Annotated in this window: 25 protein-coding genes; 10 read left to right on the top strand and 15 right to left on the bottom strand. The window is 58.2% G+C overall.

Annotated features, from left to right (window positions below):
- Positions 1-35 precede the first annotated feature (35 nt).
- Positions 36-650, bottom strand: coding sequence for a TetR/AcrR family transcriptional regulator (locus MME58_RS11490; protein WP_054984563.1), 615 nt, complete (start codon positions 648-650; stop codon positions 36-38).
- Positions 651-738: 88 nt separating this feature from the next.
- Between MME58_RS11490 and MME58_RS11485 the strand changes: the two genes are divergently transcribed.
- On the top strand, positions 739-2,238 hold the full coding sequence (locus MME58_RS11485; RefSeq protein WP_055005734.1) for an efflux transporter outer membrane subunit: 1,500 nt from the start codon (positions 739-741) through the stop codon (positions 2,236-2,238).
- 1 nt (position 2,239) lies between these two features.
- Here the strand turns inward: MME58_RS11485 and MME58_RS11480 are convergent, their stop codons facing one another.
- Positions 2,240-3,331 carry an NADH:flavin oxidoreductase/NADH oxidase gene (locus MME58_RS11480; RefSeq protein ID WP_055005735.1) on the bottom strand — a complete coding sequence of 364 codons (1,092 nt, stop codon included), beginning with the start codon at positions 3,329-3,331 and terminating at the stop codon, positions 2,240-2,242.
- Between the two features lie 58 nt (positions 3,332-3,389).
- On the opposite strand from MME58_RS11480, the gene MME58_RS11475 reads away from it, so the two are divergent.
- Positions 3,390-3,725, top strand: coding sequence for an ArsR/SmtB family transcription factor (locus MME58_RS11475; protein ID WP_054984566.1), 336 nt, complete (start codon positions 3,390-3,392; stop codon positions 3,723-3,725).
- Between the two features lie 137 nt (positions 3,726-3,862).
- Here the strand turns inward: MME58_RS11475 and MME58_RS11470 are convergent, their stop codons facing one another.
- The 5 genes from MME58_RS11470 to MME58_RS11455 form a co-directional block, all read right to left on the bottom strand.
- Positions 3,863-5,191, bottom strand: coding sequence for a methyl-accepting chemotaxis protein (locus MME58_RS11470; protein WP_395514955.1), 1,329 nt, complete (start codon positions 5,189-5,191; stop codon positions 3,863-3,865).
- 44 nt (positions 5,192-5,235) lie between these two features.
- Positions 5,236-5,541: a CHASE3 domain-containing protein gene (locus MME58_RS27785; RefSeq protein WP_371913013.1), complete on the bottom strand. Its 306-nt coding sequence runs from the start codon at positions 5,539-5,541 to the stop codon at positions 5,236-5,238.
- A 379-nt stretch (positions 5,542-5,920) separates the two neighbouring features.
- The gene (locus tag MME58_RS11465) at positions 5,921-7,396 is read right to left on the bottom strand and encodes an FGGY family carbohydrate kinase (protein ID WP_054984567.1); all 1,476 of its coding nucleotides are present in this window, start codon (positions 7,394-7,396) and stop codon (positions 5,921-5,923) included.
- Positions 7,397-7,425: 29 nt separating this feature from the next.
- A complete protein-coding gene (locus MME58_RS11460) occupies positions 7,426-8,358 on the bottom strand; it encodes a transketolase family protein (protein ID WP_054984568.1) in 933 nt (310 codons plus the stop codon).
- Positions 8,348-9,184, bottom strand: a complete 837-nt coding sequence (locus MME58_RS11455; RefSeq protein ID WP_054984569.1) for a transketolase — start codon at positions 9,182-9,184, stop codon at positions 8,348-8,350. The genes MME58_RS11460 and MME58_RS11455 overlap by 11 nt, the downstream gene beginning before the upstream one ends.
- A 375-nt stretch (positions 9,185-9,559) precedes the next feature.
- On the opposite strand from MME58_RS11455, the gene MME58_RS11450 reads away from it, so the two are divergent.
- The 6 genes from MME58_RS11450 (at position 9,560) to MME58_RS11425 (ending at position 15,805) form a co-directional block, all read left to right on the top strand.
- Positions 9,560-10,564, top strand: a complete 1,005-nt coding sequence (locus tag MME58_RS11450; protein WP_055005736.1) for an ABC transporter permease — start codon at positions 9,560-9,562, stop codon at positions 10,562-10,564.
- An 83-nt stretch (positions 10,565-10,647) separates the two neighbouring features.
- The gene (locus MME58_RS11445; RefSeq protein ID WP_055005737.1) at positions 10,648-11,580 is read left to right on the top strand and encodes a sugar ABC transporter substrate-binding protein; all 933 of its coding nucleotides are present in this window, start codon (positions 10,648-10,650) and stop codon (positions 11,578-11,580) included.
- A gap of 15 nt (positions 11,581-11,595) precedes the next feature.
- On the top strand, positions 11,596-13,125 hold the full coding sequence (locus MME58_RS11440; protein WP_055005738.1) for a sugar ABC transporter ATP-binding protein: 1,530 nt from the start codon (positions 11,596-11,598) through the stop codon (positions 13,123-13,125).
- 41 nt (positions 13,126-13,166) lie between these two features.
- Entirely contained in the window at positions 13,167-13,931 is a 765-nt protein-coding gene (locus MME58_RS11435; RefSeq protein ID WP_055005739.1) for an SDR family oxidoreductase, read from the top strand.
- Positions 13,932-13,962: 31 nt separating this feature from the next.
- Positions 13,963-14,763 carry an SDR family oxidoreductase gene (locus tag MME58_RS11430; protein ID WP_054985108.1) on the top strand — a complete coding sequence of 267 codons (801 nt, stop codon included), beginning with the start codon at positions 13,963-13,965 and terminating at the stop codon, positions 14,761-14,763.
- An 82-nt stretch (positions 14,764-14,845) separates the two neighbouring features.
- Positions 14,846-15,805, top strand: coding sequence for a sugar-binding transcriptional regulator (locus MME58_RS11425; protein WP_054985109.1), 960 nt, complete (start codon positions 14,846-14,848; stop codon positions 15,803-15,805).
- A 158-nt stretch (positions 15,806-15,963) separates the two neighbouring features.
- Here MME58_RS11425 and MME58_RS11420 read toward each other — a convergent pair whose 3' ends face one another.
- The gene (locus MME58_RS11420; protein WP_055005740.1) at positions 15,964-18,084 is read right to left on the bottom strand and encodes a TonB-dependent siderophore receptor; all 2,121 of its coding nucleotides are present in this window, start codon (positions 18,082-18,084) and stop codon (positions 15,964-15,966) included.
- Between the two features lie 229 nt (positions 18,085-18,313).
- On the opposite strand from MME58_RS11420, the gene MME58_RS11415 reads away from it, so the two are divergent.
- Entirely contained in the window at positions 18,314-18,652 is a 339-nt protein-coding gene (locus tag MME58_RS11415; protein WP_054985111.1) for a hypothetical protein, read from the top strand.
- 492 nt (positions 18,653-19,144) lie between these two features.
- Positions 19,145-19,783 (top strand): hypothetical protein, encoded by a 639-nt coding sequence (locus MME58_RS11410; protein WP_055005143.1) that lies wholly within the window; start codon positions 19,145-19,147, stop codon positions 19,781-19,783.
- Between the two features lie 21 nt (positions 19,784-19,804).
- On the opposite strand, the gene MME58_RS11405 is transcribed toward MME58_RS11410, so the two are convergent.
- Genes MME58_RS11405 through MME58_RS11375 form a run of 7 tightly spaced genes read right to left on the bottom strand, consistent with a single transcriptional unit; the run spans position 19,805 to position 24,212 of the window.
- A complete protein-coding gene (locus MME58_RS11405; RefSeq protein ID WP_055005141.1) occupies positions 19,805-21,049 on the bottom strand; it encodes an SGNH/GDSL hydrolase family protein in 1,245 nt (414 codons plus the stop codon).
- Positions 21,046-21,225, bottom strand: a complete 180-nt coding sequence (locus MME58_RS11400) for a hypothetical protein (RefSeq protein ID WP_029573084.1) — start codon at positions 21,223-21,225, stop codon at positions 21,046-21,048. Before MME58_RS11400 ends, MME58_RS11405 begins: the two co-directional genes overlap by 4 nt.
- A 56-nt stretch (positions 21,226-21,281) precedes the next feature.
- Positions 21,282-21,812 carry a DUF2514 domain-containing protein gene (locus MME58_RS11395; RefSeq protein ID WP_055005140.1) on the bottom strand — a complete coding sequence of 177 codons (531 nt, stop codon included), beginning with the start codon at positions 21,810-21,812 and terminating at the stop codon, positions 21,282-21,284.
- Positions 21,809-22,342, bottom strand: a complete 534-nt coding sequence (locus MME58_RS11390; protein ID WP_055005139.1) for a glycoside hydrolase family 19 protein — start codon at positions 22,340-22,342, stop codon at positions 21,809-21,811. Before MME58_RS11390 ends, MME58_RS11395 begins: the two co-directional genes overlap by 4 nt.
- A gap of 60 nt (positions 22,343-22,402) precedes the next feature.
- On the bottom strand, positions 22,403-22,771 hold the full coding sequence (locus tag MME58_RS11385) for a hypothetical protein (protein WP_055005138.1): 369 nt from the start codon (positions 22,769-22,771) through the stop codon (positions 22,403-22,405).
- 2 nt (positions 22,772-22,773) lie between these two features.
- A complete protein-coding gene (locus MME58_RS11380) occupies positions 22,774-23,109 on the bottom strand; it encodes a hypothetical protein (protein WP_055005137.1) in 336 nt (111 codons plus the stop codon).
- Positions 23,109-24,212, bottom strand: a complete 1,104-nt coding sequence (locus tag MME58_RS11375; protein WP_055005136.1) for a hypothetical protein — start codon at positions 24,210-24,212, stop codon at positions 23,109-23,111. Before MME58_RS11375 ends, MME58_RS11380 begins: the two co-directional genes overlap by 1 nt.
- Between the last annotated feature and the right edge of the window lie 6 nt (positions 24,213-24,218).

Raw genomic sequence — 24,218 nt, 5'->3', positions numbered from 1 at the left:
CTGCAAAGTGACCAAATTAGTCAATGGTCACAATATCAGGGTGCCAGACTTCGTAGCACCAACGCCGCAAGGTGGACCGGGGCCGTCGAGACGATGTCGAGGTTATATTGCAGTTGTACCGGGTTGATGTAAGGGCGCATCACCAGGTGGATTGCTTGAACAGCTTCATCCAGAGGTGTCTTGCGCTCAAACTCCCCGGACTCTCTGCCTTCGAGGACAATTTGCTGAATAAGCCGGTGAAGGCGTTCGTCATGCTCTGCAGCAGAAGGCCACCGATCCCGACCTGCCACTGCCGCTATGTCGTAGAGCTTGCGGTCGTGAAAAAACAGGTCACTGCCAGCCTCTGCAAGCGAGCGAAACAGGCGGCGCAGCTTCTCGGAAGCCGTTGGCGCATCGCTGATTGCCTCATTCACGATGCTCATGATCATCGCAAGCCGATTCGAGCAGATCACCTCTCCGATGGCTTGCTTGGAGTCGAAAAACTTGTAGATGTAGGCTTTGGAGAAACCAATGGCCTTGGCAAGATCGGAGACCGTGGTCTTCTCATACCCGTAATGTCCGAAATGCAGGGTTGCCGCTTCCACGACCTGATCGCGAACGCTGTGATCCGATGGGCCACGCGATGGCGGCGTCTTGATTTGATTAGTCATATTTCCAGCTTAACTCTGTGAACTCTCATTGACAACCAGTGACCAAATTGTAATATCGTCACAAGGCAGATCAATTCAAGGATTTTCAATGCGCCCGCTTTGTAGCTATGTATTGGTGGTAAGCACTGGCCTGCTGTCGGGCTGCATCTCAGGGCCGGATTACCACCGCCCGGATACGCCGCTGCCAGAGCACTATCTGATTCGATCCGGTGACAAGGCAAATATTAACGCGCCGACGACCGCTAATACCGTCTGGTGGGAAGGTTTTAATGATCCCCTCCTCAGTCGCTTCGTCTCAGACGCGCTTGCACAGAATCTCGATCTCGCTCAAGCCAGTGCGCAGCTTGCTCAGGCACGGGCAGGATTAAGTGCTGCTACGGCGGCGCTTCTGCCATCGGGGAACGTCAGTGCCCAGGCCGCCCGTGCCTATCAATCGGTCGAAACGCCACTTGGTCAGGTGCTGAACTCAAGACCTGGCTACGACCGCTACGGCAGTTCGTACGAAGCCGATCTGAATGCGAGCTGGGAAGTGGATGTTTTCGGCGGCTTGCGACGTGGTCGAGAGGCTGCACTGGCTGAATATCAAGCGTCGCAGGCGGGTGTTGCAGCCTCAAGACTCGCCGTAGCGGCTCAAACCGCTGATATCTACATCGCCATTCGTGGTCTGCAAACCAGGCTGGACATTGCAAACCGACAGGTCAAAACCCGACAGGACCTGCTGGAAAAGACTCAACTGCTTTACGACCAGGGGATCTCGGCGGAGTATGAAGTGCGTCAGATCGAAGGGGAGCTTTCACAGGTCCAGGCCACCGTGCCGAGCCTGCAAGCGGGTCTGGATGCCGCGATGAACGCGCTGGATGTGATGCTAGGCGTGCCGCCTGGCACTCATCGACACTCGTTGTCTGCACCGGCCAGCATTCCCCAATCACCTCGGCTTGTGTCCACGGGAACGCCTGCTGATCTTCTGCGTCGCAGACCTGATCTCATGATCGCCGAGCGGCGCCTCGCCGCCTCCAGTGCGCGCATTGGGGTGGCGGTCAGCGAGTATTACCCGAAACTCTCGCTGAGCGCATTGCTTGGGAGCGCCACCGCGGTGTCGAGCGGCAATCTGTTTACCGGGGGTGCCAGCCAGTACGCTGGCCTGTTGGGACTGCGTTGGAGACTTTTTGATTTTGGTCGAGTGAACGCTCAGATCAATCAGGCCAAAGGGCAGGAAGCTCAAGCCCTCGCGGTCTATCGCCAGTCAGTCTTGCGTGCCACGGAGGACGTTGAAAATGCCGTTTCTTCAATGATCAATGACGAAAACCGGATCACAGCGCTGAGCAAGGGGGAAGCGGCCCTTGCGGCAGCGCGACAATCTTCATTCGCAGGCTATCGGCAAGGTGCCGTCAGTTTGATTGAAGTCCTGCGCGCCGATGAGAAAATGCTGCAGATATCCGACGCCAACGCGCAGGCGAAAACCGAGTCAGCGCAAGCGGCGGTTGCGGTGTTCAAAGCACTCGGTGGCGGGTGGCAAGCGCCGCCCGACCACGTTGCCGAAGAAAAGATGCACCCTGCTGACGAGTACATCCCCTTCAGATCAAGCTGACTCAGCGATAACGCTCAAGCCAGTGGGCGTATGGCGCAGGCAGTGTCCAGGCAGACTTTTCGACGCCCAGCTCTTTCGCCGCGAAGTATGCCCAGTGCGGATCGGCCAAGTGGGCACGGCCGATCGAGACCAGATCGAGCTGCCCTGACTTAACCGCCTCTTCAGCCAGTTTCGGCTCGCCGAAACCCCAGGCGCTGGTCACTGGAATATCCGCCTCACGGCGTACTCGCTCGGCAATCGGCCCCATGAACGCCGGCCCCCACGGAATGTTGGCGTCCGGAGTGCTGAAACCGACGCTGACACTCAACAAGTCCAGGCCACCGGCCTTGAAGCGACGCGCCAGCTCTATCGATTCGGTGAGGGTCTGTTCGTCACGACCGTCGTACTCAAGAACGCCGAAGCGTGCAGTCAATGGCAGGTTCTCCGGCCAGACTTCGCGAACCGCTGCCAGCGTTTCGAGCAGGAAGCGGCTGCGGTTATCGAAGCTGCCGCCGTACTCATCGGTACGCTGATTGGAGTGCTCGGAGAAAAAGCTTTGCCCCAGATAGCCGTGGGCAAAATGCAATTCGATCCATTCAAAGCCGGCATCGCGGGCACGACGGGCAGCATCGACGAAGTTCTGACGAACGCGGGCAATGTCTTCCAGCGTCATCGCGCGCGGGACTTTGGGCAGATTGGCGCCGAACGCAATTGCCGAGGGCGCGATGGTGTCCCAGCCGCGCGAATCGGAAGCAACGATATGGTCATCGCCTTCCCACGGACGATTGGCACTGGCCTTGCGCCCGGCATGAGCAATCTGGATGCCCGGCACACAGCCTGCCGCCTTGATGGCTTTGACGACGGGCACAAATGCCTGCGCCTGCTCGTCGTTCCAGATACCGGTGCAACCGGGGGTAATCCGCCCTTCCGGTGCAACTGCAGTGGCTTCAACCACCAGCAAACCAGCGCCACCACGTGCCATGCTGGCGAGGTGAACATGGTGCCAATCATTGACAACCCCGTCGATTGCCGAGTATTGGCACATCGGAGGAATGGCGATTCGGTTGCGCAGCGTGACGTCTTTCAGTTTGAAGGGTTCGAACAATGCAGACATTGGAAAGCTCCCGTAAGCCAGATGACTTTGATTTCAATTGTTCGATGGTAATCGAACTATGGCAATAAACGGAAGCCTTGATATCATTCGCACCATGCGAACCTTCCAACACCCCGATCCTGAAGACCTCACACTCGAACGCGTGCTCTACGCCCTGAGTGATCCTGTACGCATGGGAATCGTGCGCTATCTGGCAGGCGTCGCCGAAGCCACCTGCGGCGAACTCGACGGCGGCCGTCCAAAATCCAGCATGTCCCATCACTTTCGGGTATTGCGCGATGCCGGGCTTGTACAGACGCGGAATATTGGTACCACGCACATGAACTCACTACGCGCTCAAATGCTGGAGAACCGGTTTCCAGGCTTGTTGGGGAGTATTCTGGCGCAACGGTAAAGCTGTCAGACACCCGTTTCGTGCCCGCCTGCGCTCGGCTTGCCAAACCTGCAAAGCAAAATGCCCGGTATCAGCCTATCGACTGATACCGGGCATTTTCAGCGCGGTGGCCCTGCTGTCGATCAGTTTTCAGAGCACTAAAGCTGAAATTTACCGACTTCCAGTTGCAGGCTGGTGGCCAGGTTCTTCAGGCCGCCGCTGGTCTTGAGCAATTCCTGAACCGACATGTTGTTTTGTTCGGCCATTTGCGCAGAACGCTCGACGTTACGCGCTACGTCCTGGCTGGCTGCGGTTTGCTCGCGCAAAGCGAAGGATATCTGGTCGACGACCTGCAGAACCTTGCCGGAACTGTCGCGAATCTCGACGATAGCCTGACCGACCGTGCCAGCCATCTCCACACCCTGATTAACTTCCAGAACGCCGCTGCGCATGCTCTCGACTGTCTCGCGCACACCTGCCTGAATTTTCTCGATCATTCCGGCAATCTCCTTGGTGGATTTACCCGTGTTTTGCGCCAGCAGGCGCACTTCATCGGCAACCACTGCGAAGCCGCGACCCTGCTCACCGGCACGCGCAGCTTCGATGGCGGCGTTGAGTGCCAGCAGGTTGGTCTGGTCGGCAATGCCTTGAATCACACTGATGATCGATGAAATGTGCTCCGAGTGCTGACCCAGGCCTGCAACCTGAGTAGACGAAAGCTGTACGGTCCTGGCAATGCCATTCATGCTGGACAGCGTATTTTCGATGACTTGCGCGCCATCCCTGGACTGCTGGCCTGAACGGCTCGCGAGTTGATGCGCCTCATCGGCATTTTCGGATACGTGGTGGATGCTGACGGTCAGCTCTTCAATGGTGGCGGCCATCATCGATGCAGACGTTGACTGTTCCTGGATTGCACCGGAAAGCTGCTCGGAGGCACCGGAAATCTGTTGCACGGCAACGACCAGTTGATTGGCTGCCTGGCTGATCTGTTGAATCATCTCGCGCAGGCGGTTCTGCATACGATCAAAGGCTTTAGGCAACTCGTCATGGCTGCTGGTATCAATGACGGTGTCCAGCTTGCCATTGACAATAGCGGTTGCCGCGTCGATAGCCAACTGCAGACGCGCTGTAGTGCTGCGCCCCAATGCCGTGGCCAGGATGGCAGCAAGCACAGCGGCTGCAAGGCCCCCGCACATCAGAATCATGATAGCGAGATGCTTGGCATCCACCATGTTCTGGGTTCTTGCTACCAGAAGCTTGTTCTCGGTGGCGCTGATTTCCGCCAGAATGGCACGCATGCTGTCCATCTTGGCCTTGTCGGCACCGGCGGTAATACGACTGTCCAACTCGTCATCGGCTATGTTGCGTGCGGTCAGGTCACGACGCAGGGCAATGATTGGATGGACATCTTCATCGAGCCAGCGCTTTTGAATTTCACCCAGCGAGGCCAGGCGGCGCTGCTGTTCCGGGTTATCGGCGGTCAGGCGCTTAAGCGAGTCGAGCTCTTCGTTAAAGCGTTTTTCGCCCGCTACCAGGGCTCAAGGAAAGCATCTTTCGAAGCAATGACAAAGCCGCGCATACCCGTTTCGATGTTGATCAGTTGCTCAAGGGCCAACTGTGCATCGCTAAGGACCGGATAGGTGTGAACGTTGCTGTTGGTAGCGTCTTCAACCTGCTCGAAGCCTCTGTAGGCACTGGCTACCAGCACGGCGATTAGCACGACTATAGCGACGAAACTGAAGTACAGCTTTTGCGAGATGCTGAGTTTGCTGAGTTTGCTGAGTTTGCTGAGTTTGCTGAGTTTGCTGAGTTTGCTGAAAATGATGGCGATCATGAGCCTTGCCTTTCCATGGCGTGCTATGGGCGTTTTTTGGTCGCAAGAATAGTGTTGGAACCTTCTCATGCGAGCGATATCACTTAGACATCCCTAGTGTCGTCCATCTGGATCCTAACTTGAGAAGCTCTTTTAAGCTGGCAGGGTTTAAAACAAATTTAATCAACTAACCATTTGATAATTAAAAATAATTTATTTTAAATTACTGTCGACATTTAAAACCGCTTAGTTCTGAAAAGACATTATTTTTACGAGACAAAGTGTCAAGTTTCAGTGACTATGGCTCGTGCAGATTTTGATGCGCCGGGCCTCCACCCTGCATGGGCCGCCCTGCGATTGTGATAAAGCAGACTCAGCAGGTGGGAAGACGCCAAGCCAATCAACGCACGGTACGCTGCAGGGACTTCTGCCATTCCCGATACTGACCCTCCAGCTTCAGCCCGGCAACCGGATCGAAGCGCTCACGCTTTCTTTCCAGGCCTTGGAGGCTGGCATCGTCGCGCCAGATGCCAAGGGCTTTACCGGCGAGGTGCGCAGCGCCCAGTGCCGAAACTTCCGGCGACAGGCTGCGGATTACCGGGCGTTGCAACAGGTCCGCGAGAAACTGCATGAGCCAGCGATTGCGGGTCGCCCCGCCATCCACCCAGAGCTCCTTGAGTGGAGTACCGGTATCAGCCTGCATGGCATCGAACACATCGCGAATCTGATAGGCGATGGATTCCAGTGCGGCCCGCATGATGTGTACGCCGCCAGCACCTTCAGTAAGGCCGCAAATCAGCCCGCGGGCGTCAGCCTGCCAGTGGGGCGCTCCCAGTCCGGACAACGCTGGCACAAAGTAAACACCACCATTGTCAGCCAGCTGTGCGGCCTTTTCGCTCAGTGCATCGAGGGACTCCCCGGGCATCAGTCGCGATGCCCACTGCACCGCCGCGCCGGTGTGAACGATGTTGCCTTCCATGGCGTAGGTTGCCGCAGTACCGTCGTGCCAGGCTAATGTCGTCGACAGTCCGTGGTCAGAGACCACAGGCCCGGGCATGGGCGTCATCAGCGAAGAGCCCGTCCCCAGCGTGGCCTTGACCAAGCCCGGAGCAAAACCGCCCTGGCCGTACAGCGCAGCGTGCGAGTCACCGATCATCGACAGAATCGGAATCCCGGCAGCGAGGCTGCCGTTGGCGACGGTATGCGCAAAAAAGCCGGCACTGGGTTGAATGGTTGCCAATGCGGCGACAGGAATCGCAAACAGCTCAAGCAACTCAGGGTCCCAATCGCCGGTGTGCAGGTTGAACAACTGAGTGCGTGCCGCGTTGGAGTAATCGGTGGCAAATGCCCCACCGCCGCTGAGGTTCCAGAGCAGCCAGCTGTCGATGGTCCCGAGGCAGATTTTGCCGGCGGCTGCGCGTGCATGACCATTGTCCAGATGATCAAGGATCCAGCGCAGCTTGCCGGCAGAAAACATCGGGTCCAGCGCAAGGCCGGTCTTGCCTAGAATCATCGCCTCATGACCTTGCGCATGCAGTTCATTGCACAAGGGCAGCGAACGTCGACACTGCCAACTGATGCAGGGCGACAGCGGTGCGCCGCTGGCCCGATCCCAAGCGACCACTGACTCGCGTTGATTACTGATGGCCAGCGCGCTCAGCGGGCGATCCAGACCGATCATGCAGTCTTCGATGGCTGCGAGGGTGCTCTCCCAGATCATCAACGGGTCCTGCTCCGAATAACCGGGCTGCGAATGACTGAGACACAAGGGTCGCGAACCGCGGGCGATCACTTGCCCCAACTCGTTGACCAGCACAGCCTTGGCATTGCTGGTGCCTTCATCAAGGGCCAGAATCAGCGGGGAGCATTCATTCATGGTCTGGTTACTCGATATACGGGAGCGCATCAGCGCAAACGTGCATAGGCGGCGACAATCCCGGCAGCATCAATGCCATGCAACGCGCGAGTCGGTTCGCGGGCACCCGCCGCTGCATACTCACCGTCGCCGATACCCAGACGAATAAGCGCAACACCCGCCCCGCCCTCGGCAAGCAGCTCGGCCACAAGGCTACCAAGTCCGCCATTGACGTTGTGCTCTTCGACGGTAATCACGCCACGGCTGCCGCTCAGGGCGTCGAATAGCGCATCACGCTGTAATGGACGAATTGAAGAGAGATTGATGACCTGCGCGTCGACACCCTGCTCCGCCAGTAGCGCCGCAGCGTCCACCGCTTCATGCACCACCGAGCCCAGCGCGACGATACTGACGTCCGAACCGTGACGCAGAATATCCACCTGACCGGGTACGAAGCGATAACTCCGATCGTGCAGCTCAGGCAGTGGTTTGCCGTCGAGACGTATATAGACCGGACCTTGATAACGCAAGGCATAGTCGATGATCTGACGGCACTCAAGCGGGTCGGACGGCGCAAAAATCTGTACGTTGCCAAAGCCGCGCATCACTGAAATGTCATCCAGGCAATGATGGGTGCTGGCCAGAGGCCCATAGCTGGTCCCCGCGTTAAGACCGAACATTTTGACATTGGCGTGGTTGTAACAGACATCGACCTTGACCTGCTCGTTAGCCCTGGAAATCAGGAACGGCGCAGCGTTGCAGGTCGCCGCGATTTTGCCGCCCAGCGCCAGACCGGCAGCTACGCTGACCAACGATTGCTCTGCAATTCCGACATTGATCACGCGCTCGGGGAAGCGCTGCACGAAGGGACCGATCTTCGCAGTCGACGTGGAATCGCTGACCACCGGCACCAGGTCCAGCCCGGCATCAACAGCGGCAATGAATGCTTCCACCATCACACTGGCAAAATGTTCACTCGACATGATTCAACTCCTCCAGTGCTGCGCCGACTTCTTCACCCTTGGGCACCCTGTGGTGCCATTCGGGTTTCCCTTCGATAAATGACACGCCTTTGCCTTTGACGGTATGGGCGATCAGTACCTGGGGAGCCCCCTTGCGGGCCTGCATCTGCTCCAGCGCGGGCACCAACTGGGCAACATCGTTGCCATCACATTCACTGACCGTGAAACCAAACGCCTTCCATTTCACATCCAATGGGTCCAGCGGCATGATCTCTGCCGTCAGGCCTGCCAGTTGCAGCTTGTTCTTGTCGACAATGACAAAGAGATTATCCAGACCGTACTTGGCGGCCGCCATCGCCGCCTCCCAGTTCGACCCTTCCGCCAGTTCGCCATCGCCGGTCAGTACGTAGATACGCCGTTTACTCCCGGACATCTTCGCAGCCAGCGCAAGGCCGACCGCGACCGGCAGTCCGTGTCCGAGTGCGCCGGTGTTGAGCTCGATACCTGGCGTCTTCTGGCGCACCGGGTGCCCCGGCAAGCGCGAATTGAAGTGCTGATAGTCAGGCAGCCACGCCTCGGGGATGTAACCCGCCTGGGCCAGGCAGCAATACAGCCCGCCCACTCCGTGGCCTTTGCTCTGGATATAGATATCGCGCTCCGGGTCCTCGATGCGCTGCGGACCGATGTCGAGAATACGAAAGTACAACGTGGCAAGAATATCGGTTTCCGAAAGGTCGGCCCCGGTATGCCCGCCCGCTGGCGACCCGGCATTCAGAAGGATGACATTGCGCCTGATCAGGCGTGCCTGTTCTTTGATTTGTTGGGCGTCGTACTGGAAGGCATTCATGCAACGGCTCCTGGGGGGCTCACACGCGTCATATCAAAGGCCTTGAAAGCAGTGCCTGAAAACACGGAATGAATATATATTCACACTTGAAAATATATTTATATTTAGACGCTGTTCGTTCTTCAGGTCAAGCGAACGCTGCGCCGAAATCGAAAAAAAGAACGTGGAGATGCCCGATTGCCAGCCCGATGGGTTATCAACGCGAGGCTCTGCTAAGAGGCTTTCAGGGCATTTATGGAGGCGAGAGCGGTGACTGAAGAAAATTAAACCGCTTGACTTTAGCGAGCCGGGGATGGAATCTGAATTAAAAGTCAGGCATGCATATATATTCATGCAACCAAAAAAACTCCAACAACAATAAATCCGGAGAACGCTATGGACGCCAAAGCCCCTGCTCATCAGGCCGTCGTAAAACCTTCGGGGCGTGCATGGCTGCTCAGGCTGCTGCCGAACAACATCGGTGGTCCGTTGATTGGTCTGGCGCTGCTGGTAGTGGTCTTCTCCTTCAGTTCCGAATTCTTTTTCACCCTGCGCAATGGTCTGAATATCCTTGATCAAGTCACCGTACTGGGCATCCTCGCGATCGGCATGACCGCCGTGATCGTGATCGGCGGGATTGACCTGTCAGTGGGCTCGGTGCTGGCGTTTTCGATGATGATGCTCGGCTGGTTGTATCAGGACCAGGGCCTGGCGCTGGGTGTGGCTATTCCGGTGGCGGTTGCGACCGGCATGCTCGCGGGACTGGTGTCCGGCCTGCTGATTACCTACGCCAGACTGCCCGCCTTCATCGCCACGCTGACCATGATGTCGGTCGCGCGAGGCCTGGCAAACATTCTTACCGAAGGCCGGCAGATCGTCGGTTATCCGGAATGGTTCACTCACCTGGCCACGGTTCGTCATTTCGGCTTTCTGTCGGCCACAGTCGGTCTATTTCTGATCATGCTGGTGGTGGCCTGGGTGTTCCTGCGCTTTCGTGCAGGCGGTCGTAACCTGTACGCCATTGGCGGCAGCCCCGAAGTCGCGAGGCTTTCGGGGATCAAAGTGCGAGCCATTACGTTATGGGTATACGCCATCAGCGGGGCACTTGCCGGTATCGCCGCGGTGACCATGGCTGCCCGCCTCGACTCTTCACAACCCAGCGCAGGTCTGACTCTGGAGCTGGATGCGATTGCTGCAGTCGTCATCGGCGGTGCCAGTTTGAGCGGCGGCGTCGGCAGCGTCGGCGGCACACTGGTAGGCGTGCTGATCATTGGTGTGCTGCGCAACGGGCTCAACCTGCTGGGCGTTTCCCCCTTCATTCAACAGGTGGTGATCGGCGTGGTGATCGCCCTTGCCGTGACCATCGATACCTTGCGTCGCCGTTCCAGTAGTGCTCATTAATTGACAGTAGTGCTCATTAAGCTGTGCTGTTTTGCGCTTGACCGCTGTTGACACCCCCAACAATAAAATCAGGAGTCACCGCCATGTTCATGACCAAAAAACTGCTGCTCGCTACCGCTCTGGCTGCCGCGACCCTCACTACCGCAGGTTCGACCTGGGCCAGGGAACTCACCATCGGCCTGGCCGTGGCCAATCTGCAGGCTGACTTTTTCAACCAGATCAAACAGTCGGTAGAGGCGGAAGGAAAAGCCCGTGGGGTGAAGATCATTACCGTTGATGCACAGGGCAACTCCTCCATCCAGGTCAGCCAGATCGAAGACCTGATCACCCGCCAGATAGATGCGCTGATCTACATTCCTGCGGGTGCCACTGCCGCCGGGGTACCGGTCAAGGCAGCCAAGGCTGCGGGGATTCCTGTCATCGCCGTCGATCGCAATGCACCCGATGCACCCGGCGACACCTTTATCGCCAGCGACAGCGTTGCCGGTGCACGCACCCTTGCTGAATACGTGGGCAAGGTGACTCGCGGCAAGGGCCGCATCGCAATCCTTCAGGGCCAGCTGGGCACCACTCCGGAAAACGACCGTGCCAAGGGCTTCCAGGAAGGCTTGAAGGGTTTTCCCGACCTCAAGGTGGTTGCCGAACAACCTGCCGAGTGGGCGCAGGACAAAGGCTTTGCGGTCGCCCAGGACCTGTTGCAGCGCGACCCGAACATCACGGTATTTTTTGGCCGCGCCGATGCCATGGCGCTGGGTGCCGCGCAGGCGGTAAAAGTCGCCAACCTGGCGCAGCCCGTGGTGGTGGTCGGTTTCGATGGCGACGTTGCGGGCCTCAAAGCCGTGGCCAGCGGTGTGCTGCAAGCGACCATGACCCAGCAGACCCAGAAAATGGGCCGCATGGCAGTCGCCTCTGCGCTGGACCTCAAGGCTGGCAAGCCCGTGCCCAAGGAGCAGTTGCTGGAAACCGTACTGACCACCAAGGATAACGTTGCACCCTTCCTGCAACAGCACCCTTGAGTCCGGGAGTTCGCCATGCAAGCTGCTCTGGATAACCAAGCTCTCCACGGTACCGAGACCGCACCGGCGGCGGTGCTGTGCCTGCGCAACATCGGCAAGTCCTACGGACCTGTGCAGGTGCTGTCGCAGATCAACGTCGATGTGCGACCGGGCGAAGTGCTCGCCCTGCTCGGCGAGAACGGCGCAGGCAAATCCACCCTGTCGTCGATCATCGCTGGCTTGGTGCAGCCCGAAGAAGGCGGCTCCATGACCTGGCTCAATCAGGACTACACCCCGGAATCGCCGGGGGCAGCTCTGAGTGCCGGTATCGGTCTGATCCATCAGGAGATTCGCCTGCTGGCGCAATTGTCGATTGCCGAGAACATCTTTGTCGGTCGCCTGCCCATGCGTCATGGCAAGGTAGACCGTGACTACATGGAAGCGCAGGCACAGAAGCAACTGCAGCGCCTGGGCCTGAATGTGCCGGCATCGCGCAAGGTCGAGGGACTGAGCGTTGCTGCACAGCAACTGGTCGAAATCGCCAAGGCGCTGACTCTGAATGCCAGACTGCTAATCCTCGACGAGCCGACTGCGGCCCTCGGTAGCGAGGAAACCGAGCTGTTGTTTCAGCAGGTAGAACGCCTCAAAGCCCAGGGCGTATCGTTCATTTACATCAGCCATCGCCTGGAAGAAATCGCACGCATCGCCGACCGTATTCTGGTCCTGCGCGATGGCCGACAAATTGCTCTGCACGCCACCGCCCAGGTACCGGTGCGCGAACTGGTCGAACAAATGGTCGGGCGCAGCCTGGAGCGTATCTTCCCCGCCCTGCAGGCACCGCAGGAGCGGGTAATGCTGCAGGTCAAGGACCTCGCCTGTCGGGAGTTCGCTCTGCACGGCATCGACTTCAGCGTACACGCTGGCGAAGTGTTCGGCATCGCCGGAGTAGTCGGCGCCGGCCGTACCGAACTGATCCGGGTGATCTCCGGGGCAGCCCGGGATATTCAGGGCCACATGCAGCTGGACGGCGAAACCGTTCATCTGCGTTCCCCCTCCCAGGCCATCCAGGCTGGCGTGGTGCTGGTGCCTGAAGACCGCAAGCAACAAGGCGTGGTAGTTGAACACCGGATCGAAGACAACCTGGTCTACGGCAACACCGACCTGCTGCACAGCGGCAGTTGGATACTGCCCAACGGGCTTCACGAATTTGCCCGCAATGCCATCTCCAGGCTGGGGGTAAAAGGCGCGCCAGAACAACGCATCGACAGCCTGTCAGGCGGCAACCAGCAAAAAGTCATCATTGCCAAATGGCTGGCACGTAACCCCAAAGTGTTCATTCTCGACGAACCGACGCGAGGCATCGACGTCGGCGCGCGCGCAGCTATTTACGAAGTGATCGCGGAGTTGGCAGCAACCGGCATGGCAGTGATTGTGGTCAGTTCCGACCTCGACGAAGTCCTTGGCCTGTCGCATAGGGTCATGGTCATGAGCCGTGGCAGACAGATGGGCATTCTCGAACGCGGCGCAGCGACCCCGGTCACGGTCATGGAAATGGCCACTGCCTGAAAACAGGCATCCAATCAGACGTTTATGACGTGGAGCGAAACATGCAACTTTTTCGTCTTGATGGCCAAGTGGCCTTTGTGACCGGCGCAGGCAGCGGCATCGGCCAGGCCATTGCAGTAGGCCTGGCTGAGGCCGGTGCCGATGTGGCCTGCTTCGACCTGCCGGGCAGCCCCGGCATCGGCAGCACCGTAGAGCGCATCCTTGCGCTGGGCCGCCGCGCTATCACCCTGAGCGGTACGGTGACAGACCGTGCAGCGTTGGATACAGCCGTAGCCCGAAGCGAAACCGAACTGGGCGCGCTGAGTGTGGCAGTCAACTGCGCAGGTATCGCCAACGCCCAGGCCGCCGAAGACCTGGAGCTGCAACGCTGGCAAACGATGCTGGACATCAATCTCACCGGTATCTTTCTCAGTTGCCAGGCCCAGGCCGCAGTCATGCTGCCTCGCGGCAAAGGGTCCATCGTCAATATCGCGTCGATGTCCGGCAGCATTGTCAACCGCGGACTGCTGCAAGCGCACTACAACACCTCCAAGGCCGGGGTCATCCACCTCAGCAAGAGCCTGGCAATGGAGTGGGCCGACAAGGGGCTGCGGGTCAACTGCATCAGCCCCGGCTACACCGCTACGCCCATGAACTCGCGCCCGGAAGTGGCCGAGCAAGTAAAAATCTTTGAACAGACCACGCCGATGGGTCGCATGGCCAGCGTAGAAGAAATGGTTGGGCCGGCAGTTTTTCTGGCCAGCCAGGCGTCGTCGTTCTGCACCGGTATCGACCTGCTGGTGGACGGTGGATTTGTCTGTTGGTAAGCCCGCCCATGCCTGTTACAGGAGCCTGAACATGTACCAACGATTCAGCGGAAAAACCGTGGTCATTACCGGTGCCTGCCGAGGCATCGGCGCAGGCATCGCCGAACGTTTCGCTCAGGAAGGTGCCAATCTGGTGCTGGCCTCAAACGACCTGGAGCGAGTGACCTTTACCTCCGGCCAACTGGCCGGCGAGTACTCGGTCCAGAGCATTGCCGTAGGGCTCGACGTCACCGACGAGGCCGACATACAACACCTGTACAGAACCGCCCATGAGCGCTTTGGCAGCATAGACGTATCGGTGCAAAACGCCGGCATTATCACCATCGATCACTGTGAACGCATGCCTCGCGCCGACTTCGACAAGGTCCTGCAGGTCAACACAACAGGTGTCTGGCTCGGCTGCCGGGAGGCCGCACGGTATATGGTCAAACAGGGCAGCGGGCGGCTTATCAACACCTCTTCAGGCCAGGGACGCCAGGGCTTCATCTACACTCCACATTATGCCGCCAGCAAAATGGGCGTGATCGGGATCACTCAGAGCCTGGCCCTGGAGCTGGCACGGCACAACATCACCGTCAACGCTTTCTGTCCCGGCATTATCGAAAGCGAAATGTGGGACTACAACGACCGGGTCTGGGGAGAAATCCTTGGCACCGAAGAGAAGCGCTATGCCAAGGGCGAACTGATGGCCGAGTGGGTCCGTAACATCCCCATGCGCCGCGCCGGAAAGCCCTCGGACGTAGCCGGGCTGGTCGCGTTCCTTGCCTCGGACGACGCCGCCTACCTGACCGGTCAGGCGATTAACATCGACGGTGGGCTGATCATGTCCTGACCGCCAGAGCAGGCACGACCCGCTGCCAGTTTGGTATCCTCGCCGCCACTTGGGATATCGCTATCATTTTTTTGGGGCCTGCATGAGCCAGATCGAAGAACAACGGCTGATGAGCAAAATCGCCAGCCTCTACTATGAAGAAGGACTCAAGCAGTCCGAGATTTCCACACGACTCGATTTGTCCCAATCATTCATCAGCCGCGCCTTGCGCCGCGCCTTGCAGGAAGGCGTGGTAAAGATCACCGTGATGCGCCCGCAAGGGCTGCATCTGGAGCTGGAAAGCCGGCTGCAGCAGAAATACGGCATACGTCAGGTGATCGTCGTCGAGGCCACCGAGCCGGACAGCGAAGAAAGCATCAAGCAGGCCATCGGCTCGGCAGCCGCCCACTATCTGGAAACCAGCCTCGGCCCTCAGGACCACATCGGTATCTCCTCCTGGAGCAGCACCATTCGCGCCATGGTCGGCCACATGCATGCCCAACCGGGCAAACAAGGTGCCCGGGAAGTGGTGCAACTGCTGGGCGGCGTCGGCAATAAAGGGGCATTTGAAGCCACCCTGCTGACCCAACGCCTCGCCACCCTGCTCAACTGCCCCGCTTTCCTTCTTCCGTCGCAAAGCATCGAACAATCGGTGGAAAGCAAACAGCGCATCGTCGAGATGGAAGAAGTAAAGGAAGTCCTCAACCGCTTCGACAGTATCACTCTGGCAATCGTCGGTATCGGCGAACTTGAGCCTTCACAACTACTGCGCAATAGCGGCAACTATTACACCGAAGACATGCTGCGCGTCCTCGCCGAACGTGGCGCGGTGGGTGATATCTGCTTGCGGTACTTCGATGCGCAGGGGACGCCGGTACTGGAAGAGGATGAAGAGTTCGTGGTGTCGATGGCGCTGCCCAGATTGCGATCGATTAACCGGGTGCTGGGGCTGGCCGGAGGAGCCAGAAAAGTACAGGCGATCAAAGGGGCTTTGTTGGGTGGGTACCTGGATGTGTTGATTACCGATGTGGAGACTGCGCGAGGGCTGGGGGGCGGGGAATAATTCAGTTTCATTCTGCGGAGTAAAGCGTGCAGGCCGCTACGGCAGCGTAGATGGAGTCGGCCAATGTCAGGGGCATACCAATTCAAGTGAACAGCCGATTGACGCCCGGCATCAAGCCGCGACAGGTCGCGGCTTGATGTGCGTTTTGCGACCCGACGTTAAAACTTCCAGCTGACAGACGCTGTGAAGTTACGCGGCTCGCCATAGTTGCTCTGGCCATACCGCACAGCTTGCAGGTACTTCTGGTTGGTAAGGTTATCGAGGTTGAGCTGGGTGCTCCAGTGTGGGTCGATATCGTAATGCGCCATCAGCCCCACTAGTGCGTAACCACTCTGATTCGCAGCCGGCGTATCGTCGTTCTGGATCTCGCTTTGCCATTTAACCGTGCCGCCGACCTTGACCTTCGGTGCCATCGGCAGTTTATAGCTCATGGAGGATGTCAAGGCATGGCGCGGGATGAATTTGCGTCCACGGTCGTTATCCGCATCCGTGATGTACACATAGGTGTAACCGCCGCTGATTTGCAGGCCCGGAGCCAGCTCACCAGAGGCTTCCAGTTCTATACCGTTGCTTTTGTAGGACATGCCCTCATACAAGTAACCACCCAGGCTGGCATCATAGCCGGAGTAAGTGGCGACGTTGTCCTGCCTGGTATGGAACACCGCAGCCGAGACGTCCAGCGTATTGTCCAGGAGATGGCCTTTAATCCCGGCCTCGTAGCTCTTGCCTTCCAGCGGGTCGAGTACCTTGCCCTGAGAGTCCAAGTAGTACTGCGGATTGAAGATCTCGGTGTAGCTGGCATACAGCGAATACTCCGGCGTCAGGTCGTAGACCAGGCCAGTATAAGGCGTCACCTTGCCGTGGACACGCACATCCCGGCCTGACCCGTAGTTTTCTCCATCGCTGTCGGCACTGAGCATGCGCGCCCCGGTGATCAAGTGCAGATCGTCGGTGAGGCTGAAGCGCGCCCCGGCATACACACTCTTCTGCCGGTCGGTATAGTTGGAGGTATCGGCAGCATTGGCGATGTCGTAAGTAGTGGGCTTGGCAATGGAGCCATTGAGTGCATCCAGCAACGCTACCGATGTGTAGTAAGACGACGTTCCGTATAGCGAGGATTCGTTGTTGCGCGAGCGGGCCACGTTGGCACCCACCGTCAACTGATGTTCACGTCCCCCCAGGGAAAAAGGCCCACTGAAAGACAGATCACCGTCCAGTTCACGGTTCTTGTCCTTGTACCTGGAAGCCAGGCCGGTATAGCCCGTAGAAGAAGTGCTGTCAGCGTAGATGTAGAACATCTCGGTGTCTTCCCTATGCTCCGTGGCGGTGAGGGTCAGGCGCGACTTCCAGTCGTTGGCAAAGCTGTGCTCCCACTCCGCAAGAGCACGAGTGGTGTGAACATCCCAATACACCCAAGGCTGGGCGATGTTGGCGCTTGTGCTGCTGTAATGCAGCGACTTGCCACTGGCGTCGGTCAGCGGTAACGCGCCCCAACTGGCGCCGTTGGAATTGCTTTTCTGGTCTTCGTAACCAACAGTCAAGGTATCGCTTTCGGTCAGGTCGAATGCCAGCATGCCGCTGAAAATGTTCTTTTCCCGGGAGTAACGATCCAGGTAGGAGTTACCCACCTCGTTGGCATAGATCAACCTCCCACGAACATTGCCCGTTTCGGTCAACGGGCCCGATAAGTCGATATCGACCCGACGCTTGTCCCAGGAACCAGCGCTTAGATCAATCTTGGCCTGAGTCTCGTAAGTCGGACGCTTGCGCACGAAGTTGACCGTTGCCGAGGGGTTGCCGCTGCCTGTCATCAGGCCATTGGCCCCGTGCAGGATATCCACCTGCTCGTAGGTAGCCATGTCGACATCGCCCACCAGCAGCCCGCCGGTCATCTGCATTCCCACGCCGTCATACTGAAAATTGGTGATATCGAAGCCCCGGGCCGTGAAGTAAGTGCGGTCGGTTTCTACTTTCTGGACATTCACACCCGGCGTGCTGTCGAGCACATCGCGGACACTGTCGAGTTTGAAATCGTCCATTTGCTCGCGCTTTATGCTGGTCACGCCCTGCGGGGTTTCCCAGGCTGTGAGGTTCAACCGTGTGGTGCTACTGTCGGGCTTGGCCTGATAGCCCGGCGGCGCGCTTTCCTGATCTTCGGCCGAAGTGCTGATGGTAGTGGACGGCAGATTCAGAGTGCTGTCATCCGCAAAAGCACTGTTAAGAATACCCAAAGCGATCAACGTGAGCGCTGAGTTGGGCAAGGAGGACGTTATGCGCATGAGTAGCTGAGGCTCCAAAAATTAAAATGCAAATGATGCTCATTTACAATTTTTACATTCAGAGATAACGAAAATCAATTTCATTCAGGTATCAACTGTGTAGTGAGCAGGATGACGACGGCCTGGCTACAGAACACAATCGACCTCGCACTGCCCATTGCCCACTGCACAGCGGCGCACGGATACTCTGGAAGCGCTTCAGACTGTAATCATTCGATGCGGAAATCACGTGGCTTCGCCCAATCTCGTTCACAGCCGCCCCGAGCACCTAAAGCAAAAACAGGCGCAGACCAAGAACCACTGGACGAAGATAGAAGAGCGTTATTTGACACACGCATTCAAGGCTGCGCGTGAGGATGCAGGGTGCTACGCGGGTTGGAGTGATGAGGAAATGCCAAGCGTCCACGAGGAGCAGGCGCTGTCACTGCACCTGTACAAGAAGGCCGAAAAGTACGGACAAAAGATCGCTGAGCATGCGAGCAGGGATATAAAGAAAAAATACCAGAAAGACCACGCTGCAGTTGTATGGCCAGAGTCAATTCCGGACCTTGATATAAGCCCTTTTTGAATTGGTTTTGCGCGGGCTTTGCGCAAGCCGGAAATTAAAAAGGGGATCAGCACCGTAAGTGACTGATCCCCCTTACAAAATATGGTCGGGACGGAGTGATTCGAACACTCGACCCCTAGCACCCCATGCTGGGAACCATACAACTCTAAGTCATTGAATTAAAAATAAAACACCCCCTAAAAACTGCTGCAAAAATCGGCCTTTTTTGTGGTTTCGCACACGTAAACACAAGGCCTACAGCCTGAGTTTTGCGCGTCAAACTCCAGGGTCAGTCAGAGCAAAACGCGCCCCTTCCCACCTCCCCCGGCGTCCTGCCGACGAACACCACTCCCCAAATCCAAAACACTCAACTACTGTATGCACATACAGCAATTGAGAATCACCCCCATGAACGAGAGCAATAGCTCGGAAGCCTTGGCCGAATGGCACAAGAGGCTAAACGACAGGAGGCAATGGACGAACCCTGCAGTCACCTATCGGTTTCTGGCCCGCATGGCCGAAGATATGCAGGCTGGCGGGTTGGTCGATCCATTGGAGCGCTTTGAGCTATTCGAACTGGCCAGCGCAGCTTTCTGCCACTTCACCGAGGAAGGCAACCATGAATGGCGGCATCAGGCGTCGGACTATCTGGCCTACAACAAGGGCGGCATTGTAGTTGGCAGCCTGCTGAACTCCCGATACGTGCTTCATGAGGCCGACCAATCGCCCTATCACGCCGCCCACTTCGCTTTTCTCGATGAGAAAAACAACCTCATCATGAGGGACTACAAGAAGTACGGCGTGCTTGAGGGTCGCTACATCTATACCGAAACCGGCCAGACGCTGACGCTGGTTGAGCAATCCAGGCAGATCAACGGTGTGAGCTACCAACGCCTGAGCGATGAAGATCAATATCGAGCGCTCGTCGACGCCTCAGCGGTAGCCCTCGACCAAGGCGACTTCAAGGCCTACGTTTCGCTGTGGGAGCGTCATAGCTACTCGATATTTATCAGATGCCTTCACTGCCTCGACGGATTCGCAGTGCGTGACGATTGCACGCACTGCGATGGACGAGGCTTTATCGAAGACCCGGAATGCCCGAACAAGCTGCCGCAGTCACTCAGCCGCCAACGAGCCGTTCCGACAGAGTAGCGGAGCGCCCCGCTCGCCCATCTATACCTTGCGTATCCCGAACTGCGCGGCCTTGACCGTCGAGTCCTGCGGCACGCCTGCTGCCAGGTACAGGCCCATGCGCGAGGTGATCACGGTTTCACTCAGGTCAATCGTGCCGCGCTGCGTTTCCAGCGCCCCGGAAAAGCTGGCCGGCATGGTGAACGCCTCTTGGTACTTGTCCATTGACCGATAGTAGAACGTGGACGACGCACCGTTGACCGTCTTGGTGATGGTCAACTCAGCCTCCCAAGCCAAAATGCCGAGCGACGACCCCATGATTTCCACCGCCGACACCATTTCGATAACGTCGCCGGCCGCCAGGTTGGTCTGTACCACGTTGGCCGTGGGCTGCATGTAGATGTAGCCGCCCGCCGCCGCCATGTTGCCACGCAGCTCGATGCACTGCGCCTCACCATAGTCGGCAGGCTCCTTGAACCAGCGCGTGGTGATACCGGTCAGGCCAGAGCCTACGGCCTTGTAACCGTCCGCCAGCACCGACCCGGCCACAGCATTCACGCCAGCCGGTAGCGTACCGCCAGTGCCCGCCAGCAGCGGGTTGGCATTGAGGCAACCGAACGGGCGGATGGCCGAGTAAACGTCGCCAGAGTCCGTGGGCAGCGGGATTCCGGGAAACTCGAAGTTGGCGGTGATGATCGGCACCACCCGCGAACTGATGAACTCGGCACCCAGGATGTTCGGGTGCAGGCCTTCCACTGTCATGGCTTCGGTGAAGCCGTCCCAGATGTTCACCACCGGCACGAACTGGCTGACATAGTTCAACACCCAGTCTTTGTAAGCGATCGCATCGGCCAGCGCCTGCCCGGTCAGAGCCCTGCTACCGAAACGCGGCGTACCGGTGCCGACGATCAGGTACTTGCCGGGCGTGTTCATGAACGCGGTGACGATCTTCATCACGTTGGCTTTCGTGTCGGCCAGGCTCATACCTGCCGTGGTGCTGTCGTTGGTGCGCGACAGCAGCAGCCACAGGTCGGCAGTGGATGACGCAATGCAGGCCGGCAGCCTGGCCAGAAACTGCCCGGTGTGGTCGCCGAGCTTGCCTTGGTTGTCTACGTAGCTCGGGAACAGGCCGGTACGCGCCGCGATCCAGGCCGCATAGCCATAAGCCTCGGTACCGAACGCTGTCGCGGCGATGGTATGGCAGTTGCCCGAGAAGCTATCGCCGAGCAGGCCCAGGCCACGCCGGATCGGTTTGCGGCGTGGGATTGGGTTGACCAGAAGGCTCATGCGTAGACCTCAAATGCAGCGCCAGCAGCGGGCACGTAGCGGATCGTCGCGGGCGGAATGCTCAGCTGATAGCCACCGTCTTTCCAGATCGTATCGGTGGTGATCCAGTTGTCACCGGCCTGGATCTGGACCGTCACGGACCCGCCGTTCGCCTTCACTGCCAACGTTACTTTCATCGTGCGGTCGTAGGTTTCTTGCTTCGTTGCTGTCTGCACAGTGCTTCCCCGACGGCCTACGGCCTGGCTGAATTGGTGGTGTTGGATAGCTCATCTACAAAGCGGTTACACGTCAGGCCGGCTATTCGGGCTTCGTCATAAGCCTTTGCCAGCTCTCCCGCTCGCGCGTCAGCCCGGCCGAGCAGGTCGGAGAGCACCATGGCGGCGCGGCTGGCTGCCTTGCCTCGTTCGGCAGCGCCGGTATCGCCGGGGGCGCAACTGGTGGTGGCTGCCAGCTTTCCGGCTTCGACACGCAGCCGGTCGCCAGCAGCGTCAGCGACAGCAGCATCAGTAAGCGCAGCGGTCTGTTCTTGTCTTGCATCGTTTGCCACCTGGTTGGCCGCTTTCTGGCGGCGTTGCTCTTCGGTTCGGTACTCGGTGGTCGTGATGGCCACCGCCTCGGATTGGGTGCTGACTTCCTCCGCCCACTTCGCCTTCCAGGCCAGATCGGTAACGGTCACGCCGTGCCGGTATGCCCCGTACAACGCACCGGCCAGCGCCAGCAGGATCAGCAGCAGGCCGACTGCCTTCCACGGCAGGGCCTTCACGCCAGCACCTCAAGCGCCCGCTCATAAAGCGCCTGCCGATCAGCCAGGCCGTTCGTGCCGCCGTTGATGCGCTTGGTGATAGTCAGGAAATCGCCCTTGTCGGCCAGCGTGTTGAGCGCGGCCCGGTGCCAGAACCACGCCGCCGACATTGCGGCGTGCTGCGCCAGCTCGAGCAATTCGGGATGGTTGATCAGATCCAGGCCCAGCGCTTCGGCGCACTCGGCATAGTTTGCCCGCCCGGTGATCTGGATCAGGCCGCGCCCACGGTATTTGGAGCCATCGCCCGGCACGGTATTGCCCAGGTCTTTGCGCCCTTCGTACCCCAGCTGCTGCGTAGTCGGCCCCCAGATCTCGCGCACGTAACGCAGCTGACCGGACTCATGGCCGACTTGGGCAATGAATGCCGCGATGCGCAGCGGTGTCACGATCTGGTACTTGCTCATAGCGGTGTTCAGGACAGGTGCAAAAACGCCGGCTCTCTGACCGGCGTTCGGGAGTATCTGCAGCAGCTGCTGTGCGGTGATCAGCATCGGTGTTTCTCCAGGCAAAAAAATACCCGCTGGATGGCGGGGTTCGGTGGCAGGTGTACGTCAGGCCAGTGGCTCTTCCTCCAGCATGGGTGCGGCGGCAATCTCTGGTATCGCGGGCGCGACCGGCCAGACTGGTGCCTGATACCACGTCGGCTGTGCGGTGACCTTGCCCAGCGCGAACTTGTAGGCCTTCCACGCCTTGAGGACTGGCGCGAGTGACGCAGCTTCCTCTTCCTCTTCTTCGGTTGCGACTCCCGCCTCGATTCCATAGCCCAGCGTTTCAATGCGGTCCTGAATGCGGGCTATCTGAAAGGCTGCTGCACTGTTTTTGCTGTTTAGCGCTGACTTCGCGTCAGCCAAGATGCGAGCAGCAACAGCCGCGTCCTTCATTTCTTTCGTGACTAACTTGGTCCAGTCAATATTGCTCATTATTACAAGACCTCATTCATAACGAATACGGGTGGTAGAACCTCTGGCAAAGGTTTGGGAAATTGTACAACCCCGTCAGGTACATCTATAAGGTCCACTGGATATGCTTGCTCTGGGCTATAATTTGCCGGAACAGGCATTATGATGTGGACAGTCAAATCATCCTCATATTCGACATCACCCGCAAACCATTCCGAAGTAATGGCAGATCGGGGAAGTGTCGATCCGGCAGGCATCGTAGAAAAGTCAAACTCCTCTCCATTAATAACCAAAACCGCTCCGTTTTTCTCTACCAAAAAGGCATCATCCCTACGCTGCGGCGCAAGTTTAATAATCATCAGAACCACCTTCCTTCCGCTACATAACATAAGTAAGAAGCTGCGCCATTGGCCGGGGATACAACTCTTCCTGTCACACCAGTAGTGCTCGCCGAGCCTTCTGCTGCGCCCCAACAAAAATAACCCGCTGTAGTTAGCGCCTGGATGACTACCGATGGAACTTCTACAAATGGTGCTGCAAACGTAAATCCAACCGCCCCAGAGTAGAAGATTGAGCCGCCCGCACTATTTGCGGTTGCTTGCCCAGGAGAAATACCTCGGCAAAGCATAGTGCCGTCGGCAAACTTTGTGTAAGTGCCTCCGTTAAGCGAGCCTCTTTCGATGACAGCGCCGGTCGGAACTCCGCCCGATTGAGAAACCGTACCGACTACGTTCCCTTCGTGGTACAGGGCTCTCGCGACGGCCCCCATGGAGAACCCTCCGAGCTTGAACTTGTTGTCGGTGTCCAGCCCTAAATGAACGCCGTAAATTGTGTCCCGGATAAACGTAATCACAGCCGATGCGTTGTTGTTAGCGTCATTGGCGATCCGCAACGCAGTTTTGCCATCGTTGTTGGTTGAACTGATGGAGGCGATACCGGGTGGCGCACCAGAAAACAGGCTTGTACCTATAGAAGGGTTGCCCGACCCGAGGCGGACACCGCCGAGCGCCTGGATTGCTTCGCCCGCGGTCTTCTTGCCAGTGCCACCCTGCTCTATTGTAAGAGCCGTGCTCAGGCCAGACAGGGAAAGGATATCGCTGTTGTTCCCGCTCGCGGCGGCCGCAAGTGCTGCGCGTACGCCCTCGCGCGTACCAGAAGTGCCCAGCACCGCAAGCGTAGATCCGAACTGGTTGACCAGCGCCCGGAGCGCATCAGCAGAATCCTTGACGTAGCCCTGCATCGGAGCCAGCGCGTACCCGCCCGCGTTGTTGGTGGCGCCCTGATAGTTCGGCGCAATCGACATCGCGGTATTGCTGGCGATGTTGGTCACCTCATACCAGCCACCATCAGGCCCGCGAAAACCATCACCTACCCGGCTGTTTGCAATGAATGCGGTATTGCTGCCAATGACCGCGTTCGAATTTTGGGTGACGGAAACCGTCCCCGACTTATACCAAGGCATTGCAAG

Source organism: Pseudomonas syringae pv. tagetis (assembly GCF_022557255.1).
Classification (GTDB): Bacteria; Pseudomonadota; Gammaproteobacteria; order Pseudomonadales; family Pseudomonadaceae; genus Aquipseudomonas; species Aquipseudomonas caricapapayae.
Note: the sequence above shows the minus strand (reverse complement) of the source record. Positions and strands in the feature narration are given on the sequence as shown.